The organism is Streptomyces flavochromogenes (assembly GCF_000717595.1).
GTDB classification, from domain to species: domain Bacteria; phylum Actinomycetota; class Actinomycetes; order Streptomycetales; family Streptomycetaceae; genus Streptomyces; species Streptomyces flavochromogenes.
On sequence record NZ_JNZO01000002.1, the window covers coordinates 123,288 to 141,453 of the forward strand.

Here is an 18,166-nt window from a genome sequence, read left to right on the forward strand (position 1 = left end):
GCCGCTAAGGATTCCCATGTCCGAAACGTCGCTCGACCGGGAGACCGTCGAGGAGTACGCCCGCTGGTTCCGAGCGCTGGCCGACCCCACGCGCATTCGCATCATGCGGTTCCTGAGCGGTCAGCCGGGGCCCGTGCCGGTGGGGGAGATCGTCGACCATCTTCGACTCAACCAGTCGACCGTCTCGCATCACCTGAAAATCCTCCACACCGTTCGCTTCCTGACCCGGCGCCGTGCCGGAGTCAGCATCCGGTACGCCATCAACCCCCGCTGCATCACCGAGTTTCCCAGCGCTGCCGACATCCTCATCGGCGCCCCGGTCCACTCCTGTCAGGAACCGGGATCCAGCTGAAGGCCCCTCGGCCGCTGCCATGAGAGCAGATCAGCCGGCGGCGAGACTCGTTGCCGGCTTCCTGTGCTTGCTCGTGGCCACGGAGCGGAGGGAAGACCGGCTGGAGTACGACTCACCGTGCCGACCGGAGCAGAGGGCCAGCTCCTGCCCGTCAAGTCCGCCAACGTGGCGGGCAGGAGCTGGTGTTCATGGGGACGGTCGACAGCGTGGGCCTCGGTGTGGCCTCAGGCCGTGACAGCGACGCTTGCGGCGGCCTCGCTCCTGTCGGCAAGGGCGGCGAGGTATCGCTCCGCGTCGAGTGCGGCCTGGCAGCCGGAGCCCGCGGCCGTGACGGCCTGGCGGTAGGTGTGGTCGACGACATCGCCGGCGGCGAAGACGCCCGGCACGTTCGTGCGGGTGGAGGGCGCCTCCACCGTGATGTAGCCCTCGTCGTCGAGGTCGACCTGGCCGGCGAAGAGCTCGGTGCGCGGGTCGTGGCCGATGGCGATGAAGAGTCCGGTGGCGCCGAGGTCGCGGGTCTTGCCGGTGAAGGCGTCGCGCAGGACGACGCCGGCGAGCATGCCGTTCTCGGACTTGATCTCGGCGATCTCGCTGTCGAAGGCGAAGGAGATCTTGTCGTCCGCGAAGGCCCGGTTCTGCATGACCTGGGAGGCGCGCAGGGTCGAGCGGCGGTGGACGACGGTGACGGAGCGGGCGAAACGGGTGAGGAAGGTGGCTTCCTCCATGGCGGTGTCGCCGCCGCCGACCACGACGATGTCGCGGTCGCGGAAGAAGAAGCCGTCGCAGGTGGCGCACCACGAGACGCCGCGGCCCGAGAGCTCGTCCTCGTTCGGCAGGCCGAGCTTGCGGTAGCCGGAACCGGTCGCGATGATCACGGCCTTGGCGCGGTGGACCGTTCCCTCGCTGTCGGTGACTTCCTTGATGTCTCCCGTCAGGTCGACGGAGACGATGTCGTCGTCGATCATCTCGGCGTCGAAGCGCTCGGCCTGGGCCCGCATGTTGTCCATGAGGTCGGGGCCTTCGACGCCGGTGGGGAAGCCAGGGAAGTTCTCGACCTCGGTCGTCGTGGTCAGGGAGCCGCCGACGAAGATCGAACTGCCGAAGAGCAGGGGCTTGAGCTGGGCTCGGGCGGTGTAAAGGGCGGCGGTGTATCCGGCGGGGCCGGAGCCTATGACGATGACCTCACGGACGTCGCCCCCGGTCGCTGCATTCCCGTCGGGCAAGGGGGTCACGCCTTCTGCTTCGCGTCGATCTCGGCGATGAGGCCCTCGATCAGGACTTTGATCTCGTCACGGATGGGGCGGACGGCCTCGACACCCTGGCCGGCCGGGTCCTCCAGGGCCCAGTCGAGGTACTTCTTGCCGGGGAAGATCGGGCAGGCGTCTCCGCAGCCCATGGTGATGACGTAGTCGGATGCCTGGACGGCCTCGGTGGTCAGCACCTTCGGCTTCCGGTCGGAGATGTCGACGCCGACCTCGGCCATGGCCTCCACGGCGGCCGGGTTGACCTGGTCGCCCGGGATCGAACCGGCGGAGCGGACCTCGATGCGGTCGCCGGCCAGGTGATGAAGGAATCCGGCGGCCATCTGGGAGCGGCCCGCGTTGTGGACGCAGACGAAGAGCACGGAGGCGAGCGGAGCGGTGGTCATCGGTTCTTCCTTGCCGGCAAGAGGTCAGCCCCGGCTGGTATCAGCAGCGAGTGATGTGAGAGTATCAGTCCATGATGACGTCAGTCGACACTGATCTGATCCGGGTTCTGGCCGATCCTCTCAGGCTCCAGATCGTGACCCTGCTCGCCCGCGAGACCCTCTGTACCACCCACCTCGTCGAGGAGACGGGCGCCAAGCAGACCAACCTCTCCAACCACCTGCGCGTGCTGCGTGAGGCCGGTGTGGTGGAGACCGAGCCCTGTGGTCGCTTCACCTACTACCGCCTGAAGCCGGACGTCATCGCCCAGCTCGCCGGCCAGTTCGCCGACCTGGCCGAGTCCGCCCGTAGCGCTGCCGAGAACAAGAGGGCCTGTCCGTGACCCCGACCCAAGCGCCCGCTCCGGCGGCGGACTCCTCGGTCGTCGCGAAGCTGTCGACGCTCGACCGCTTCCTCGCCGTCTGGATCCTCCTTGCCATGGGCCTCGGCCTCGGGCTCGGGCGGCTGATCCCCGGCCTGAACGACGCCTTGGCCGAGGTCGAGACAGGCGGCATCTCGCTGCCCATCGCCGTCGGCCTGCTGATCATGATGTACCCGGTCCTCGCCAAGGTCCGGTACGACAAGCTCGACGCCGTCACCGGCGACCGGAAGCTCATGGTCTCGTCGCTCGTCATCAACTGGATCATCGGTCCGGCACTCATGTTCGCCCTCGCCTGGATGTTCCTGTCGGACCTGCCCGAGTACCGCACCGGCCTGATCGTCGTCGGCCTTGCCCGCTGCATCGCCATGGTGATCATCTGGAACGACCTGGCGTGCGGCGACCGTGAGGCCGCCGCGGTCCTCGTCGCGCTGAACTCGGTCTTCCAGGTCCTCGCCTTCGGCGTCCTGGGCTGGTTCTACCTCGACCTGCTGCCCGGCTGGCTCGGCCTCGGCGAGGGCGAGACGCTCGACGTCTCGATGTGGAAGATCGCCCTGAACGTCGTCATCTTCCTCGGCGTCCCCCTGGTCGCCGGCTTCCTGACCCGCCGCATCGGTGAGAAGCGGATGGGGCGGGAGTCGTACGAGACGAAGTTCCTGCCGAAGATCGGACCTTGGGCGCTCTACGGGCTGCTCTTCACGATCGTCATCCTCTTCGCCCTTCAGGGGAAGACCATCACATCGCAGCCGCTGGACGTCGCAAGGATCGCCCTCCCGCTCCTCGTCTACTTCGCGGTGATGTGGTTCGGCACCTTCGCCCTCGGCAAGGCCATCGGCCTGAACTACGACCGCACCGCGACGCTCGCGTTCACCGCCGCCGGCAACAACTTCGAACTCGCCATCGCCGTCGCCATCGCCACCTTCGGCGTCACCTCCGGCCAGGCGCTCTCCGGAATCGTCGGTCCCCTCATCGAGGTCCCGGTCCTGGTTGCGCTCGTGTACGTGTCGCTGGCCTGGCGCAAGAAGTTCGCCCCTGCCCAGCGGTAACCCCGCCACACCACTCCTCGGTGCCTCGCCCCTCCGGCCGGGCGGGGCACCGTCGTACGAAGGGAAGTCGGAGAGATGAGCAGCTCACTCGACGTCGTCGTGATCGGCGGTGGCCAGGCGGGACTCGCGGCCGGATACCACCTGCGTCGCCTGGGCGGCCTCGACTTCGCCGTCCTGGACGCTCACCCCGCGCCGGGAGGGGCCTGGCAGCACGCGTGGGACTCGTTGCACCTCTTCTCGCCGGCCGCGTACTCGTCCCTGCCCGGTCGCCTCATGCCGCCGCAGCAGGGGGAGACGTACCCCGAAGCCGCGCACGTCGTCGACTACCTGACCGACTACGAGCAGCGATACGAGCTCCCCGTCCACCGGCCCGTTCGCGTTCAGGCCGTCCGCCGCGACGGCGCGCACCTTCGCGTGGAGACCGACTCCGGTACCTGGCGCGCCCGCGCCGTCGTCAGCGCCACCGGAAGCTGGTCACGACCGTTCCTCCCCGCCATCCCCGGCCGTGACGCGTTCCAGGGGCGGCAGCTCCACACCGTCGAGTACCGCACCCCGGGCGAGTTCGTCGGAATGCGGGTCATCGTCGTCGGAGGCGGGAACTCCGGAGCTCAGGTCGCTGCCGATCTCGCGTACGACACCGACCTCACCTGGGTCACCCAGCGCCCCGCGCGGTTCCTGGCCGACGACATCGACGGCCGTGCCCTCTTCGATCACGCCACCGCCCGCCGCCGTGCCCTCGATGAAGGCCGCACCGACGGCGGGGGAGTCGCTTCGCTCGGTGACATCGTCGCCGTACCGCCTGTCCGAGAAGCCCGCGATGCGGGCCTCCTCAAGGCGCAACCGATGTTCACGCGTGTGACGGGGACCGGCGTCGAGTGGGCTGACGGTACGCGGGCCGAGGCCGACGTGATCATCTGGTGCACAGGCTTCCGACCTGCTCTCGCTCACCTGGCCCCGCTCGGGCTCCGCGGTCCTCGCGGACACATCCCCACCCGGGGAACGGAGGCTGTCGGAGAGCCTCGACTTCATCTGCTCGGGTACGGCGACTGGACCGGGCCCGCCTCGGCCACCCTTGTCGGCGTCGGCCGTCCCGCCCGCGAAGCCGCGCGGGCCGTCGCTGCGCTTCTGCGATGAGGCTGCGTGGGTGAACGAACGGTGAACGCCTGACGGATATCGATCCTCGGATTCGCCGTGCGATCTTGTCGGCTCGTATGGTGTCAGGATGGCAATTCCTTTGGCGGGTATACCGATCGAGGACCTGAGCGCGGGGCCCTGTGTTCCATGCTCCCCGGGGCTGCTGATCGACCGCGACGAAGTCGAGATGCTGACCGCGCAGTTGAAGGCGATGGCCGACCAGACCCGCCTCCAGATCGTCCACCTCATCGACCAGTCGCCGGCCGGAGAGCTCTGCGTCTGCGACCTGACCGAGTCGCTCGACCTGGCGCAGCCCACGGTGAGCCGTCACCTGAAGATCCTCACCACGGCAGGGCTGCTGCACCGCGAACAGCGAGGAACCTGGGCCTGGTTCTCGATCCGCTGGGATGCTCTTCAGGGGCTCAGGAGGCATGCCTTCCCCCGGGGTATCGACTGCTCGTCGGCCTGACCTCTCAGGTTCAGCGCGTCGGCGCCGCGTCCATCTCCACGATGAGATTCTCGACGAGGCGTCTGATGGCGTCGCGGATGGGGCGCACCGCCTCCACGCCCTGCCCGGCGGGGTCGTCGAGCTTCCAGTCGAGGTAGCGCTTGCCAGGGAAGACCTCGCAGGTGTCCCCGCAGCCCATCGTGACGCACACGTCCGACTCGCCGACGGCTTCCGTGGTGAGGATCTTGGGGACCTCTGCGGAGATGTCGATGCCGACTTCGCGCATCGCTTCGACCGCAGCCGGATTCACCGCCGAAGCCGGGGCGGAGCCCGCCGAACGGACCTCGATCCGGTCGCCGGCCAAGTGACGAAGCCATGCGGCGGCCATCTGGGACCGGCCGGCGTTGTGAATGCAGACGAACAGGACAGAGGGCATCCGGGACACCTACGTCTCCTCAAATGGGTTGCGGTGCAAGGGGGTTGAGAATCTGGTGGTTGACACTGGTTGTGCTCGGTGTGCCACGATCGGGCCATGCTGACGTCGGTGAACGCGGAACTACTGAGGGCCCTGGCGGACCCCCTGCGGCTTCGCATCGTGTGCCTGCTTGCCCGCGAGTCGCTGTGTACGACTCACCTCGTCGAGGAGACGGGCGCGCGGCAGACGAACCTGTCGAACCATCTCCGGGTTCTCCGGGAAGCGGGCGTCGTGGAGACCGAGCCCTGCGGGCGTTTCACCTACTACCGGCTGCGTCCCGAGGTGCTGACCGACCTGGCCACGTTCTTCGGTGGTTTGGCCGACGGGGGATGCGAAGCCTCTACACCCCGGCGGCCTTGCGGTTGAAAGCGCGGCCGCTTCTCCATCGGAGCGCCCGTGTCGTCTCGACGTTCACTCACCCGTGACCTCGCGGGCTGCGGATCGCGGTCCGTGCGCGAAGGCTATCCTCTCCCCGCCTCTCTGGCGACCCTGGTGCGGGTGGCTTGATCGCCTCGGCAACCACGCGGAGGAGATTGGAATCAGAGTCGTCCGCCAGGTCTGAAAAATCGATAGTCGCCGATCGACTCTACCGCGCGTCTCGCGATCCAGGCGTCATCGCCCAGCCCTGGAGGCGGAAATCCGTCAGAGACCCAAGGCGCGTGGGCGCTCTTGGTCCTTACCGGTCTCATCTGTATGAACACCCACCCGGGGTAACCTGAGCGGCTAGCGCAAGAACCCACAGAGGTGGGCGAATCGGGGCAGTCGTGCCGTGTGGCGGTGGCGTCCGCCAAGGGGTGACCTTTCGGCTATTCATCGATCTATTGACATACATCGCTTAACGCTGGCAAGGTTCCGGCCGTCGGCCGACAGCGCCGTTGCCGACCTGGGCCCTACCCCGTTCCGTCGGCCGGCCTCGGCCCCGACCACACGTCGACACAAAGGTTTCCCATCATGGCCGCCACGCCCCACGCGCAGTCGTCCAACACCGAGGCACCGGTCCTTCTCCTCATGGGCAGCGGCGACCGCCGCTACCGGGAGTACATCGTGGCGGCCGTCTCCCGCCACTTCCGCCTGTGGCTCCTCGACGCCCACGAGCCGAGCTGGCAACTGCCGTACGTGGAGGGGACCACGCTCCTCGACACCAAGAACCTCGACGAACTCCTGGTCGAGGCGAGGAAGATCATGCAACAGCTGCCCGTTGCGGGGGTCTTCACCTACGACGAGTCCCTCGTGCACGCCGCCGCGCGACTCGCCGAAGCCCTCGGGCTGCCCGGAAGCGCGCCCGACGCGGTGCTCGCCTGCCGCGACAAGGCGACCACCCGGGCGCGGCTGACGGCAGCCGACGTGCCACAGCCGGCCTGCACCGCGGTCTCCACGGCGGCCGAGGCACGTCGTGCGGCCGACGCGACCGGCTATCCCGTGGTGGTCAAGGCCCGTGGACTCGCCGGCAGCCTCGGTGTCGTCCGGGCCGACCACGGCGACGCCGTCGAAGCGGCCTTCGAGGCGGCCAGCTCCGCCAACTGGCCCGGAGTACCCCGCTACGAGGCCGACGTCCTGGTCGAGGAGTACCTCACCGGCCCCGAGATCAGCATCGACGCGGTTGTCGTCGAAGGCGTGTGCACCCCGATGATCGTGGCGCGCAAGCAGGTCGGCATGGACCCGTACTTCGAGGAGACCGGCCACACGGTCGACGCCGCTGACCCCCTCCTCCAGGACGCTGAACTCCTCGACCAGCTGCACCGCATCCACAAGGCGCTCGGCTTCGAACACGGCTCCACGCACACGGAGTTCAAGCTCACCCCCAAGGGGCCCCGCCTCGTAGAGATCAACGCTCGCCTCGGCGGCGACTTCATCCCCCTCATCGGAATGCTCGCCACCGGGACCGACCCCGCCGTCGCAGCCGCCCACGTGGCGGCCGGACTCGTCCCCGACACCGCGCCGAAGGCGCAGAAGACCGCGGCCATCAGGTTCCTCTACCCGGAGCGCGACTGCGAGGCGGTCGAAGTGACCGTCCGCACCGACCTCTTCGGGCCGACGGTTCACAGCGCGGTCGCGACGGCCGGCCCCGGCACCCGGCTCGCCCTCCCGCCCCGGGCGTACATGAACCGGTACGGCTATGTCATCGCCGTCGGCGACGAGCACGAGCAGGTGACCGCCGACGTGGAGGCGGCTCCCACCCTGGTCGAACTGCGGGCTCGTCCCCTGACCGGCTGACCGGCTGACCGTCAGACCGACCGGTTCCACCTTTCAGGCCCCAAGGAGCCGCCGCCCGTGAGCAAGCCCTCCGATCAGCCGTCACTGCGCTGGGACGACAACGCGATCGTCACCCTCGACCAGCGCGCGCTGCCCCACGAGCGGCGGTTCCTGCACCTGAGCACTGTGGACGACGTCGTCACCGCCATCACGACCCTCGCAGTACGGGGCGCCCCCTCCATCGGTCTCGCGGGGGCCCTGGGCGTCGCGCTCTCGGCGTACGCCCACTGCTCGCAGGGCAGCACCGGCGACGGGCATGAGGCCGTGCGAGCCGACGCGCATCGGCTCGCCGCCGCGCGCCCGACGGCCGTCAACCTGGCCTGGGCCGTCGACCGGGCTCTCGCAAGGCTCGATGATGGTCCGGACGCGGTCCTGGCCGAAGCCACCGCCATGATCGACGAGGACCTGGCGGTCAACCGGCAGATGGTCGCCCACGCCGTCCAGGCGGTACGGGACCGCTGCCCGCAGCGGTCCCTGCGGCTCCTGACCCACTGCAACACCGGCCGGCTCGCGACCGCCGCCGTGGGTACGGCCCTCGGCACGATCCTCGCGCTCGCCGACGCCGGAAGGGTCACCGAGGTCCTCGTGGACGAGACCCGACCGCTCCTGCAAGGAGCCCGGCTGACGGCCTGGGAACTGGCCGAAGCCGGTGTGCCGCACCGCGTGTGCGTCGACAGCGCGGCCGCCGCGGCCATGAGCCAGGGGCTCGTCGACTGCGTCCTCGTCGGAGCCGACCGCATCACCGCGCGCGGGGACGTGGCCAACAAGATCGGCACCTACGCGCTGGCGATCGCCGCCGCCCACCACGGCATCCCGTTCATCGTCGTCGCCCCCGAATCGTCCTGGGACAGGTCCCTCGCCGACGGCCGGGACATCGTCATCGAGGAACGCGCCGACGACGAGGTGACCTTCTACGGCGGGACCCGCACCACCCCGCTCGGTACACGCGCGTACAACCCCGCCTTCGACGTCACCCCCGCCTCCCTGATCTCCGCCATCGTCTCCGAGCACGGTGTCCACCACGCATCCGAGGTGAGCGCATGACCTACGCGCCGTCCACCGCCGCCGGCAAGCAGACCGCCCAGCAGCTGGCCGACATCTCCCGCACCCTGTACGAGCGCGGATGGATGCCGGGCACCTCCGGCAACATCTCCATGCGGCTGCCCGACGAACCCGGCCGCGCGCTGATCACGGCGAGCGGCCGGGACAAAGGCGAACTGACCGCCCGGGATGTCGTCGAGGTCGCCGCCCGCACCGGCCAGGCGTCCCATCCCGGCCAGGACCGCCCCTCGGCGGAGACGTGCATCCACGCGGCGATCTACCGCGTCACCGGAGCCCGCGCTGTCATCCACGTCCACTCCCCGTACGCCACCGTTGTCGCCCACAGTGCCGCTGCCCGGGACGCTGTCACCTCGGTCCGAGTGGAGCGCTTCGAGCTGCTCAAGGGCTTGGGGCTGAAGGATCCGACCTTCGCGGACCTGCCGGTGTTCCCCAACTGGCCCCAGGTCGACCGGATCGCCGACGACGTGGCCGCCCACCTCACGGCGGACCGGGACGGCCCGCCCGGGCTCCTCCTGGCCGACCACGGCATCACCGCGTGGGGCGACTCGCTGGGCCAGGCCAAGAACCGGCTCGAGTGCCTCGAATCGCTCTGCCAACTGCTCGTGCTCTCCCACGCCGAGCTGCATGTCTCCCGTGCCGCGCAGGCACCCGACCACAGGACCGCGCCATGACACTGCTGCAGATCATGCCGGACGACGCGCCGGACACCGTCCTGCTCCGCACCCGCGACGAGGACGCCATCGCGCAGGCCCTGCGCGAACGGTCGGTCTCCTTCACTCGTTGGCCGCAGCGCGCAGAGGTGACTCCGCAGACGACGTCCGAGGAACTGCTCGACGCCTATCGGTCGGAGGTCGACGAGCTGTGCGCCGACCAGGGGCTGCGCCTTGTCGATGTGGCCCGTCTGCACCCAGAGGAAGGAGCGGAGTGGCAGGAGCGTGCGGCCAAGGCACGCTCGACGTTCCTCGACGAGCACCGGCACGCCGAGGACGAGGTCCGGTTCTTCGCCCACGGCACCGGCTGCTTCTACCTGCACCTCGACGACCGCGTGTACGCCGTGGTGTGCGAGGCAGGTGACCTTCTGTCGGTCCCGGCCGGCACCCGGCACTGGTTCGACATGGGTCCGGTACCGGACTTCTGCGCCATCCGGTTCTTCGAGAAGGAGGACGGCTGGGTGGGCGACTTCACCCAGGAGCCCATCGCCGAAGGCTTCCCCCGCCTCGACGCGCTCCTTGGGGAAGGCTGATGCCGGGCAGCCGACGGGCCCGCGTTCCCGAGATCGGGCTGCGGGCCGTCGTGCTCGACATCGAGGGAACCACCGGCTCCCTCAGTCACGTACGGGAAGTTCTCTTCCCCTACGCGCGTGAGCGGCTTGCTCCCTGGCTCGCCGCTCGCCGCGGCACCGCCCCCTGGCGGCAGATCCTCGACGCGGTCACCGCATACACCGGGGAGGCCCAGGACGAGGCGAGCGCTCTGGCGCTCCTGGAGCAGTGGGCCGATGCCGATGTGAAGGCGCCGCCCCTAAAGACGCTGCAGGGACTGATCTGGTCCGGCGGCTACGCTGCGGGCGAGTTGCACGGTCACGTGTACCCGGACGTGCCGCCCGCACTCGAGTACTGGCAGACACAGGGAACGGGCCGCTTCATCTACTCCTCCGGCTCTGTTGCCGCCCAGCGGGACTGGTTCGGCCACACTGCCCACGGCGACCTGCGTCAGCTGCTCGACGGCTACTTCGACCTGACGACGGCCGGCCCCAAGGCGGACGCCGACTCCTACCGTGCGATCGCGGCGGAGCTGGGGCACGCACCCGCCGACCTGCTGTTTGTCAGCGACGTCGGTGCCGAGCTCGACGCCGCGGCCGAGGCCGGCTGGCAGACGGTGGCCGTGCGCCGCCCCGACGACGAACGCGCGGCAGTGACAGGCCACGAGGCCGTCGCCTCTCTCACCCCACTCGTTCCCCGACCCGGCCAGGGCAGCTCCACGGCCCTGGTCGACACGCAGACGCAGGAGGACCCAGACGATGAGTGATCCGTCCGACTCGGCGCCGAAGGCCGACATCGCGGTCATCGGCGGCAGCGGCTTCTACGAACTCCTGGAATCGGTACAGCGCGTCGAGGTCACCACCCCGTACGGCGCACCCTCCGACGCGGTGTCCGTCGGCACCGTGGGCGACCGCAGAGTGGCCTTCCTGCCGCGGCATGGCAGCCACCACGAACTCCCCCCGCACCGCATCAACTACCGTGCCAACATGTGGGCCCTGCGCTCGCTGGGAGTACGGCAGGTCCTCGCCCCCTGCGCCGTCGGCTCGCTGCGCGGTTCTCTCGGCCCCGGCAGCGTCGTCCTCCCCGATCAGCTCGTCGACCGGACCGCCGGCCGCGCACAGACGTACTACGAGCACGGCGCGACCCACGTGTCGTTCGCCGACCCGTACTGCGCGTCGGGCCGCGCGGCCGTGCTCAAGGCCGCGGGGGAGGCGGGCGCCGACGTCCACGACGGGGGAGTGATGGTGGTCGTCGAAGGCCCCCGGTTTTCCACCCGGGCAGAGTCCCAGTGGTACGCCTCGGCAGGCTGGTCCCTGATCAACATGACTGGACACCCCGAAGCCGTACTCGCCCGTGAACTCGCCCTCTGCTACACCTCCATAGCCCTGGTCACCGACTACGACGCGGGTGTGGAGCACGGAGAAGGCGTCTCGCAGGACGAGGTGTTCCGTGTGTTCGCGGCGAACGTGGAACGCCTGAAGGGCCTGGTCCTGAAGACCGTCGACGTCCTGGAGCGCGAGCGGGCCTGCGCGTGCGCGACGGCGCTGGACGGGATGGACCTGCCGTTCGAGCTCCCCTGACATGGTGGTCGGTACGGGCCGTGTCCACACCGATCAGAGACATGCAGACTGATGCCGGTCACCGTGGTGACCGGCATCAGTCATTGGACCACCGGGCTACGGCGCTCCACCAGCAGGACGTCGCGCCAGACGCCGTGGTGGCGGGCCACGCGCTCCCGACGGCCCAGCACGCGGAATCCCGCGGACTCGTGCAGGGCCAGGCTCGCCACGTTCTCGGGAAAGATGCCGGCCTGGACCGTCCAGATGCCCGCCTTCTCCGTGGAGTCGATCAACGCCTCCAGAAGCGCGCGCCCCACGCCGGCTCCGCGCGCCGCGGGACTGACGTACACGGAGTGCTCGACGACCCCCGCGTAGGCGGGACGAGCCGAGACGCGGGACACCGCCGTCCAGCCGACGACCCGCCGTCGCGGGTCGAGCGCCACGAGCCGGTGGGCCGGCAGCTTGGAGGTGTCGAAGACGCTCCACGGCGGTGCGACCGTCTCGAACGTGGCGTTTCCCTCGTCGATGCCCTGCTGGTAGATCGCCATGACGGCGGACGCATGGTCGTCGGTCATGGGGGCGAGAGCGATCGTGGTGCGTCGGGGTGTGGCCATGCTCGGCTCCTTTCCGGGTGCGCTCCTGGAAGCTGCGCACGGGCGGGTACGGCGACGCTCCTGTGGCGGCGCCGGCCGCCACAGGAGCGTGGGTGGGGGGTGAGGAGGAGTTCCAGGTCAGAGAATCGCCAGCGAGACCAGGCCGATGCCCACGCTGCCGAGCAGGCCCACGCCGAGGTAGAACGCGAAGACCTTCGCCTTGACGACGCTCTTGACGGCCACCATCGCCGGGATCGTCGTGATGGCACCGCCGAGGAGGAAGGTGACACCCGCGGCAGCGACCATGCCTTGGTCCAGGAGGCCCTCGACGACCGGGATCGCACCGACGCCGTTGAGGTAGAGAGGGACGCTGATGAGCCCGGCGACCAGGACGGAGAGGACGCCGTCCGTGCCCAGGATGCCCGACACGACGTCGGTGGGCACGTAGCGGACGATCAGGGCTTCGAGGACGATGGCGAGCAGCAGCCACTTGCCCAGGATCAGCGAGTCGCTGACGATCTCCTTGAGGATCTCGCCGGCGCGCAGGTTCTTGATGTCACGCCGGACGAGCACACGCCACGGAGTCCCGTCGTCGTCCTCGTCGTCCCGTGCGGCGGTGGAGCAGCCTCCTGCCGCGGGCGCGGGCTCCTGTGCGGCACCTCCGCAGCCGCCCTCGGACGTGCCGCCGACGCCGCCACCGACAGTCACTGGCTCGGGCACGGTCGCCTTCGCCGTGGAGCATGCCGTCTCGGGAACGGTCACCGTCTCCTGAGAGCAGGTCTTCGCGGGCTTCTTCTCCTCGGTGGAGTCGAGCAGCGGATCCGCGAAGCGCCCACGCCGTTCGAGCGCCAGGACGATGAGACCTGCGCCGAAGCTCAGCACCAGGGCGCCGATGAGGCGAGCCGTGGCGATGGGGAGACCGAGCTGAGCGGCGGAGAGCGCGTAGATCTCCGGGTCCATGGAGGGGGAGGCGATCCAGAACGACATGACCGCCGAGAGCGGGACGCCGGCTATCAGGAAGCGGCGGATCAGGGGGATCACAGTGAAGGAGCAGAAGGGGCTGAACGCTCCGATGGCCGTGACGATGGCGATGCCGAGGATGCCCCTGCGCCCGTGGGCGAAGCTGCGGCGCGCAACCACGTCGATCGACAGACGCTGTACGGCGATCCCCAGGACGATGGCGACCAGGAACCACGGGAGATAGTGCAGCACCTCGAACAGGATGAACCGGCCAAGGGCCAGCAATTCGTCCACAGGTGAACCTCTCTGAGACGGTGACACATGAGGGGGAGCGGCGCCGTGAAGGGGCGTACGGGGGACGTGGCGAGCCGCGTGGGGAGGCTCGATCGGCATCCCCTTTATCGAATATCGATGATAGACGATTAAAGAGATGCCCGGCAATGGGGATCCGAGGTCCCTCGTCGCGCCGAAGAAGCCCGCCCTGCGCTTCCGGTGGCGGTTGCCGGGAAGTGAGCCTTGTTCCCAGGTCGCACTGGCGTGGCTACCTTCCATGTGGTGTCTACACAGTCGCTCACGCCCGCAGTCTCGGGCGCGCCTGTGGCGCTGGCGGGCCTCAGCGGGCCCTCCGCAGGCCCCATCTGCGTGGAGCGAACCTTGCCGTCGCGGGTGGTCATCGAATAACATCGATGGATCATGAGCGGTACGATGAATGCCCAGCTGATCGACCGAAGCACGGCCGAGTCCTACGCAACCTGGTTCAAGGCCCTCTCCGACCCCACCCGCGTGCAGATCCTCAATCTCCTCGCGCTGGCAACCGGGCCGATGAGTGTCGGAGAGATCGTGGACCGGATGGGCGTCGGACAGTCGACGGTGTCCCACCACCTGAAGCTGCTCGCCGACGTGCGATTCGTCCTGCGCGAGCGCCAGGGGACCTCGATGCTCTACTCCATCAACGTCGCCTGCGTGGCCTGCTTCCCCAGTGCTGCCGACGCCGTCATGGGCCGCCCCGCGGCCTCGGCTTGAGGACCGGCCCCTTGACCAAGTCGACCCCGCGCATACCCGGTGCGGCCCCTGCCGCCTGCTGCCCACCCATCGTGACCGCCGCGCTGTCCGAAGGGGACGCCGAGATCATGGCGGCGATGTTCAAGGCGCTGGCCGACCCCGTCCGACTCCGCCTCCTGTCCAGAGTGGCCTCGCACCCCAACGGTGAGGCATGCGTCTGCGACATAGCCGACGTAGGCGTCTCACAGCCCACGGTCAGCCACCATCTGAAGAAGCTCCGGGAAGCGGGCCTGCTCACCTCCGAGCGGCGCGGCACCTGGGTGTACTACCGTCCGGCGCCCGGCGTTCTCGCCTCGCTGGGGGAGTTCCTCGCCGACACCGAGAAGGCCGGTAAGGGAGAGAGCTCTCTGGCGGCCCAGGCATCCTGACGTTCGGCGCCGCCGCCTCTGAACAGGGGCGGCGGCGCCGTTCTGCCGTGGCCTACCTGCATGCGGGCAGGCGCGCGCCCGGGCTTGCTCGCGTCAGTCGATGTGCGGGCTGCGACGCTCCACGAGGACGGTGTCGCGCCAGACGCCGTGGTGGCGGCCGACGCGCTCACGCGTGCCGTGGGGATGCCTGTCGTGACCACGGACCAGAACCTTGTTCCGCTTCGATCGACGCGCTCGGCACCCGTCGTGTTCGGGGCGGAAGCGGCCATCGGCGTACTGGGCGGAATGATCGGACTGGGCGGCGCGGAGTTCAGGCAGCCGCTGCTGATCGGCCTGTTCGGGTTCGCCGCTCTGTCGGCCGTCATCCTGAACGAGGCGATGAGCCTGGTCGTGGTCCTGGTCGCGCTGCCCACCCGACTTCCGGCGGTCCCGGCAGCGGCGGTGGCCGCACGCTGGCCCGTCGCGGGGCAACCTGCTGGCCGGCAGTCTGCTCGGTGCGTGGGCCGGAGCTTCCTGGGCGGTGCGCATGCGCACCGCCGGCCTCTACAAGGTGCTGGCCGGATTGATGGTGCTGATGGCGGCTGCCCTCGTGGTCACCCGCACCACGACCTTGGGGACGCTCGACCTGCCGCTGTGGGCTGAGGTGCCTTCTGGCGTGGTGGCGGGGTTCGGCATCGTGGTGGTCGCCGCGATCATGGGTGTGGGCCGGCGGCGGGCTGCTGATTCCCACGTGCTGCTCTTCGGAGAGGACATCCGGACCGCGCCTCCCTGCTGGTCTCCCTGCCGACGATGCTCGTTGCGTTTGCCCGCTACAGCCGGGACGGCAGCTTTGCGGTACTTGGCGCGAACCTGCGCTTCATCATGGGTATGGTCGCAGGGTCTGCGGCGGGTGCGGTATTGATTCCTGCGCCGGCTTTGATCCTGCTGGTCTCGGCGGTGAAGCTCTCCCGCCACGAATGACGGTGCCGAAGCATCGGTGATCAGCATCGCCCGGCCTGCCGCCGTCACGTGAAAGTCCTGCCGAGAGCACCCCGGCGACCGTGAGGTCGGTCAGGTCGAAGCCGCCTTGGTGAGGAGGGCGCCCATGGCCGCGAGCACGGTGGGCTCGACGCGGTAGTACACCCAGGTGCCGCGCCGTTCCGAGGAGAGCAGCCCGGCTTCCTTCAGCTTCTTCAGGTGGTGGGAGACCGTGGGTTGGGAGACGCCGACGTCGGAGATGTCGCAGACGCACGCCTCGCCGCCCTCGTGCGAGGCGACGGACGAGAACAGCCGCAGCCGGACCGGATCGCCGAGTGCCTTGAACATGACAGCGGTCCGCTCGGCCTCCTCGGCGGTCAGCGGCCGCTCGTTGAGAGGCGGGCAGCAGGGCTCTATTTCGGGCTCCAGTACAGGTAGCACCTTCACATTCGACATCTATCTATGTTGACATATGTCGAACCAACCGCCAAAGGCTCTGTGGACGGGGCGGCCGGGGTTGCTATGGCGCGTAGCGCCACGGCCCGTCTTCGCAGTCGACGCGCACCCCGTTCTTGTAGAAGCAGAACTTGACCCGCAGTACGTCCTCGGTGTGCGTCACGGCCTTGCCGGAGTTGTCGGAGCCGTTGTCATCGATCTGGTCGGAGTAGGTCAGGCTGTTCTTCCACTGGATGTACGCCCCGATCGCGGAGCCGTCGGCGTTTCCGTCGTACACCCATACCCACGATTGGTTACCGGCCCGGTTGGGGCCGTTGTCGACTTCGATCTGGTTGCCGTAGAAGGTCCACTCGCACCGCCACCCGCTACAGCCATCGGCGGTGGCGGGGCTTGCCGACAGCGCTACCAATCCGGTGACCGTCGCCGCAATTCCGAGGAGGCGCGAGTGCCTCGATGTCCGGGTCATGGCGGGCGAGCGTAGTGCTGTCCCCAGAGCCGCACCCAGCCTCGTTCCAGCCGTACTGCGGTGGTCGTCATCGGCTTCGGCCGGAACTGCTCGCAGCTGCGTGGCGCAGCCGCGCGCGCCAATGCGGTCGGGCTGCCTCGTTTCGACGGCACGCGCTTGGCGGTTATGACTTCGACGGATGTCTATGTTGACGCTCGTCGAATCAAGTGCCATGCTGAGGACGTAAGAGATCGACGAACGTCGAATCAAAAGGGGAAGATCCGTGAACGTCACCGCCATCGACCAGTTGCCCGTCGTGGTCGTCGGAGCCGGGCCTGCCGGTCTGGCCGCTGCCGCGCACCTCGTCGACCGGGGTCTGGAACCCTTGGTCCTGGAGGCCGGCACCCAGGCGGGAGCCGCTGTGCGGGAGTGGTCCCACGTGCGGCTCTTCTCCGCCTGGGGCGAGGTCGTCGACCCCATCGCCGAGAAGCTTCTGGCTCCGACGGGCTGGGTGAAGCCTGACGCGGACACCTACCCGACCGGCGGGGACTGGGCGGTCGCGTACCTACAGCCGCTCGCGGACGTCCTCGGCGACAGGGTCCGGCTCGACGCCCGTGTCACTGGTATCTCCCGCACCGGACGCGACCGCGTCGTCGACGCCGACCGCGAGCAGCAGCCCTTCACCGTGCACATCCGGTACGGCGACGGACGCGAGGAGCGCGTCCTCGCCCGGGCCGTGATCGACGCCTCCGGTACGTGGGCCACCCCGAGCCCCGCCGGCGCCGACGGCCTCCCGGCCCTGGGCGAGCGCGCGGTGGCAGACCGAATCTCCTACCGCGTTCCCGACCTCAAGGACCCCGCCGTGCGGGCCCGTTACGCAGGCCGGCGCACCGCCGTCATCGGCTCCGGAGCCTCCGCCTTCACTGCTCTCGCCTCGCTCGCGGCTCTCGCGAAGTCCCGGGACGGCGCGGACACCCGCGCGACCTGGATCCTGCGGCGCGCCATCTCGGGCAACACCTTCGGCGGAGGCAGCGCTGACCAGCTCCCCGCCCGCGGCTCCCTCGGCCTCGCGGCGAAGGCCGCGGTCGACGAGGGGTACGCGGACGCCGTCACCGGCTTCCGTACGGATGCGATCGAGCGCGACGGCGAGCACCTGGTCCTGGTTGCCGAGGACGGCCGACGGCTCGACCCGGTCGACGAGGTCATCGTCCTCACCGGCTTCCGCCCCGACCTGACCTTCCTCGATGAGCTCCGCCTCGGCCTGGACGACCGTCTCCAGGCCCCGGTCGAGCTGGCTCCGCTGATCGACCCGAACCAGCACTCCTGCGGCACGGTCTACCCGCACGGTGTGAAGGAGCTGGCGCACCCGGAGGAAGGCGTGTATCTGGTGGGCATGAAGTCCTACGGCCGAGCTCCCTCCTTCCTGGCCCTCACCGGCTACGAGCAGGTCCGCTCGGTCGTCGCCGCCATCGCCGGCGACCGTGAGTCCGCCGAACGCGTCGAGCTCGTACTCCCCGAGACCGGGGTCTGCGGCGGCGCCGGCCTCTTCGACCAGCCCGCCGACACCCCGACCGACGACGGCGGCTGCTGCGCGAGCCCGACGGCGCTCCAGATCGGCGTCGGAGCCCCGGCCGTCTCCGGCGGCTGCTGACCCCGGCCCATCCACCCACCCG

At 69.3% G+C, this 18,166-nt stretch carries 24 protein-coding genes and 1 pseudogene; 17 read left to right on the forward strand and 8 right to left on the reverse strand.

All coding sequences use genetic code 11. The features are described 5' to 3' along the window. Window positions 1–16: 16 nt before the first annotated feature. Window positions 17–352 (forward strand): ArsR/SmtB family transcription factor, encoded by a 336-nt coding sequence (locus IF00_RS0102655; protein ID WP_030313759.1) that lies wholly within the window; start codon window positions 17–19, stop codon window positions 350–352. A gap of 224 nt (window positions 353–576) precedes the next feature. Here the strand turns inward: IF00_RS0102655 and trxB are convergent, their stop codons facing one another. Together trxB and IF00_RS0102665 are read right to left on the reverse strand one after the other, a co-directional pair. Further along, window positions 577–1,575: a thioredoxin-disulfide reductase gene (gene trxB / locus IF00_RS0102660; protein ID WP_030313760.1), complete on the reverse strand. Its 999-nt coding sequence runs from the start codon at window positions 1,573–1,575 to the stop codon at window positions 577–579. 5 nt (window positions 1,576–1,580) lie between these two features. Next, window positions 1,581–2,000 (reverse strand): arsenate reductase ArsC, encoded by a 420-nt coding sequence (locus IF00_RS0102665; RefSeq protein ID WP_030313762.1) that lies wholly within the window; start codon window positions 1,998–2,000, stop codon window positions 1,581–1,583. 71 nt (window positions 2,001–2,071) lie between these two features. Here IF00_RS0102665 and IF00_RS0102670 point away from each other — a divergent pair, with 71 nt between their 5' ends. The 4 genes from IF00_RS0102670 to IF00_RS0102685 all read left to right on the forward strand — a co-directional run bounded on the left by IF00_RS0102670 (window position 2,072) and on the right by IF00_RS0102685 (window position 5,065). Then, window positions 2,072–2,380: an ArsR/SmtB family transcription factor gene (locus IF00_RS0102670; RefSeq protein ID WP_030313764.1), complete on the forward strand. Its 309-nt coding sequence runs from the start codon at window positions 2,072–2,074 to the stop codon at window positions 2,378–2,380. Then, on the forward strand, window positions 2,377–3,462 hold the full coding sequence (gene arsB, locus IF00_RS0102675; protein ID WP_030313765.1) for an ACR3 family arsenite efflux transporter: 1,086 nt from the start codon (window positions 2,377–2,379) through the stop codon (window positions 3,460–3,462). Before IF00_RS0102670 ends, arsB begins: the two co-directional genes overlap by 4 nt. Before the next feature lie 75 nt (window positions 3,463–3,537). After that, a complete protein-coding gene (locus IF00_RS0102680) occupies window positions 3,538–4,596 on the forward strand; it encodes an ArsO family NAD(P)H-dependent flavin-containing monooxygenase (RefSeq protein ID WP_030313767.1) in 1,059 nt (352 codons plus the stop codon). Window positions 4,597–4,684: 88 nt separating this feature from the next. Continuing rightward, a complete protein-coding gene (locus IF00_RS0102685; protein WP_051819704.1) occupies window positions 4,685–5,065 on the forward strand; it encodes an ArsR/SmtB family transcription factor in 381 nt (126 codons plus the stop codon). 10 nt (window positions 5,066–5,075) lie between these two features. On the opposite strand, the gene IF00_RS0102690 is transcribed toward IF00_RS0102685, so the two are convergent. Continuing rightward, window positions 5,076–5,489 (reverse strand): arsenate reductase ArsC, encoded by a 414-nt coding sequence (locus IF00_RS0102690; protein WP_030313770.1) that lies wholly within the window; start codon window positions 5,487–5,489, stop codon window positions 5,076–5,078. Between the two features lie 87 nt (window positions 5,490–5,576). On the opposite strand from IF00_RS0102690, the gene IF00_RS0102695 reads away from it, so the two are divergent. The 7 genes from IF00_RS0102695 (at window position 5,577) to IF00_RS0102725 (ending at window position 11,673) form a co-directional block, all read left to right on the forward strand. After that, a complete protein-coding gene (locus IF00_RS0102695) occupies window positions 5,577–5,885 on the forward strand; it encodes an ArsR/SmtB family transcription factor (RefSeq protein ID WP_030313772.1) in 309 nt (102 codons plus the stop codon). A 585-nt stretch (window positions 5,886–6,470) separates the two neighbouring features. After that, complete coding sequence (locus tag IF00_RS0102700; RefSeq protein WP_051819705.1) at window positions 6,471–7,733, forward strand: ATP-grasp domain-containing protein; 1,263 nt, start codon at window positions 6,471–6,473, stop codon at window positions 7,731–7,733. Between the two features lie 57 nt (window positions 7,734–7,790). After that, the gene (gene mtnA, locus IF00_RS46715; RefSeq protein WP_030313775.1) at window positions 7,791–8,816 is read left to right on the forward strand and encodes an S-methyl-5-thioribose-1-phosphate isomerase; all 1,026 of its coding nucleotides are present in this window, start codon (window positions 7,791–7,793) and stop codon (window positions 8,814–8,816) included. Continuing rightward, complete coding sequence (gene mtnB, locus IF00_RS46720; RefSeq protein ID WP_051819707.1) at window positions 8,813–9,505, forward strand: methylthioribulose 1-phosphate dehydratase; 693 nt, start codon at window positions 8,813–8,815, stop codon at window positions 9,503–9,505. The genes mtnA and mtnB overlap by 4 nt, the downstream gene beginning before the upstream one ends. Beyond that, window positions 9,502–10,077, forward strand: a complete 576-nt coding sequence (locus IF00_RS0102715; RefSeq protein WP_030313779.1) for a 1,2-dihydroxy-3-keto-5-methylthiopentene dioxygenase — start codon at window positions 9,502–9,504, stop codon at window positions 10,075–10,077. The genes mtnB and IF00_RS0102715 overlap by 4 nt, the downstream gene beginning before the upstream one ends. Then, window positions 10,077–10,859 (forward strand): acireductone synthase, encoded by a 783-nt coding sequence (gene mtnC / locus IF00_RS40880; RefSeq protein WP_051819713.1) that lies wholly within the window; start codon window positions 10,077–10,079, stop codon window positions 10,857–10,859. Before IF00_RS0102715 ends, mtnC begins: the two co-directional genes overlap by 1 nt. Further along, window positions 10,852–11,673, forward strand: coding sequence for an S-methyl-5'-thioadenosine phosphorylase (locus IF00_RS0102725; protein ID WP_030313782.1), 822 nt, complete (start codon window positions 10,852–10,854; stop codon window positions 11,671–11,673). The genes mtnC and IF00_RS0102725 overlap by 8 nt, the downstream gene beginning before the upstream one ends. An 80-nt stretch (window positions 11,674–11,753) precedes the next feature. On the opposite strand, the gene IF00_RS0102730 is transcribed toward IF00_RS0102725, so the two are convergent. Beyond that, window positions 11,754–12,266 carry a GNAT family N-acetyltransferase gene (locus tag IF00_RS0102730; protein WP_030313785.1) on the reverse strand — a complete coding sequence of 171 codons (513 nt, stop codon included), beginning with the start codon at window positions 12,264–12,266 and terminating at the stop codon, window positions 11,754–11,756. Between the two features lie 117 nt (window positions 12,267–12,383). Beyond that, window positions 12,384–13,499: a permease gene (locus IF00_RS0102735; protein ID WP_030313787.1), complete on the reverse strand. Its 1,116-nt coding sequence runs from the start codon at window positions 13,497–13,499 to the stop codon at window positions 12,384–12,386. A 399-nt stretch (window positions 13,500–13,898) separates the two neighbouring features. Between IF00_RS0102735 and IF00_RS0102740 the strand changes: the two genes are divergently transcribed. Together IF00_RS0102740 and IF00_RS0102745 are read left to right on the forward strand one after the other, a co-directional pair. After that, complete coding sequence (locus IF00_RS0102740) at window positions 13,899–14,228, forward strand: ArsR/SmtB family transcription factor (protein ID WP_229902042.1); 330 nt, start codon at window positions 13,899–13,901, stop codon at window positions 14,226–14,228. A gap of 11 nt (window positions 14,229–14,239) precedes the next feature. Continuing rightward, entirely contained in the window at window positions 14,240–14,635 is a 396-nt protein-coding gene (locus IF00_RS0102745; protein ID WP_051819715.1) for an ArsR/SmtB family transcription factor, read from the forward strand. A 93-nt stretch (window positions 14,636–14,728) separates the two neighbouring features. On the opposite strand, the pseudogene IF00_RS46725 reads toward IF00_RS0102745, so the two are convergent. Continuing rightward, window positions 14,729–14,812 (reverse strand): annotated as a pseudogene (locus IF00_RS46725) (GNAT family N-acetyltransferase); the annotation flags it as partial. Between the two features lie 15 nt (window positions 14,813–14,827). Here IF00_RS46725 and IF00_RS46730 point away from each other — a divergent pair. Beyond that, window positions 14,828–15,277, forward strand: a complete 450-nt coding sequence (locus IF00_RS46730) for a hypothetical protein (RefSeq protein WP_245234423.1) — start codon at window positions 14,828–14,830, stop codon at window positions 15,275–15,277. Between the two features lie 147 nt (window positions 15,278–15,424). Then, window positions 15,425–15,595 (forward strand): hypothetical protein, encoded by a 171-nt coding sequence (locus tag IF00_RS46735; RefSeq protein WP_245234408.1) that lies wholly within the window; start codon window positions 15,425–15,427, stop codon window positions 15,593–15,595. A gap of 90 nt (window positions 15,596–15,685) precedes the next feature. Here IF00_RS46735 and IF00_RS0102755 read toward each other — a convergent pair whose 3' ends face one another. Next, window positions 15,686–16,048, reverse strand: a complete 363-nt coding sequence (locus IF00_RS0102755; protein WP_030313792.1) for an ArsR/SmtB family transcription factor — start codon at window positions 16,046–16,048, stop codon at window positions 15,686–15,688. A gap of 64 nt (window positions 16,049–16,112) precedes the next feature. Next, entirely contained in the window at window positions 16,113–16,325 is a 213-nt protein-coding gene (locus IF00_RS0102760) for a hypothetical protein (protein WP_030313794.1), read from the reverse strand. A gap of 451 nt (window positions 16,326–16,776) precedes the next feature. Here IF00_RS0102760 and IF00_RS0102765 point away from each other — a divergent pair, with 451 nt between their 5' ends. Further along, the gene (locus IF00_RS0102765) at window positions 16,777–18,144 is read left to right on the forward strand and encodes an NAD(P)-binding domain-containing protein (protein WP_030313796.1); all 1,368 of its coding nucleotides are present in this window, start codon (window positions 16,777–16,779) and stop codon (window positions 18,142–18,144) included. Window positions 18,145–18,166 lie beyond the last annotated feature (22 nt).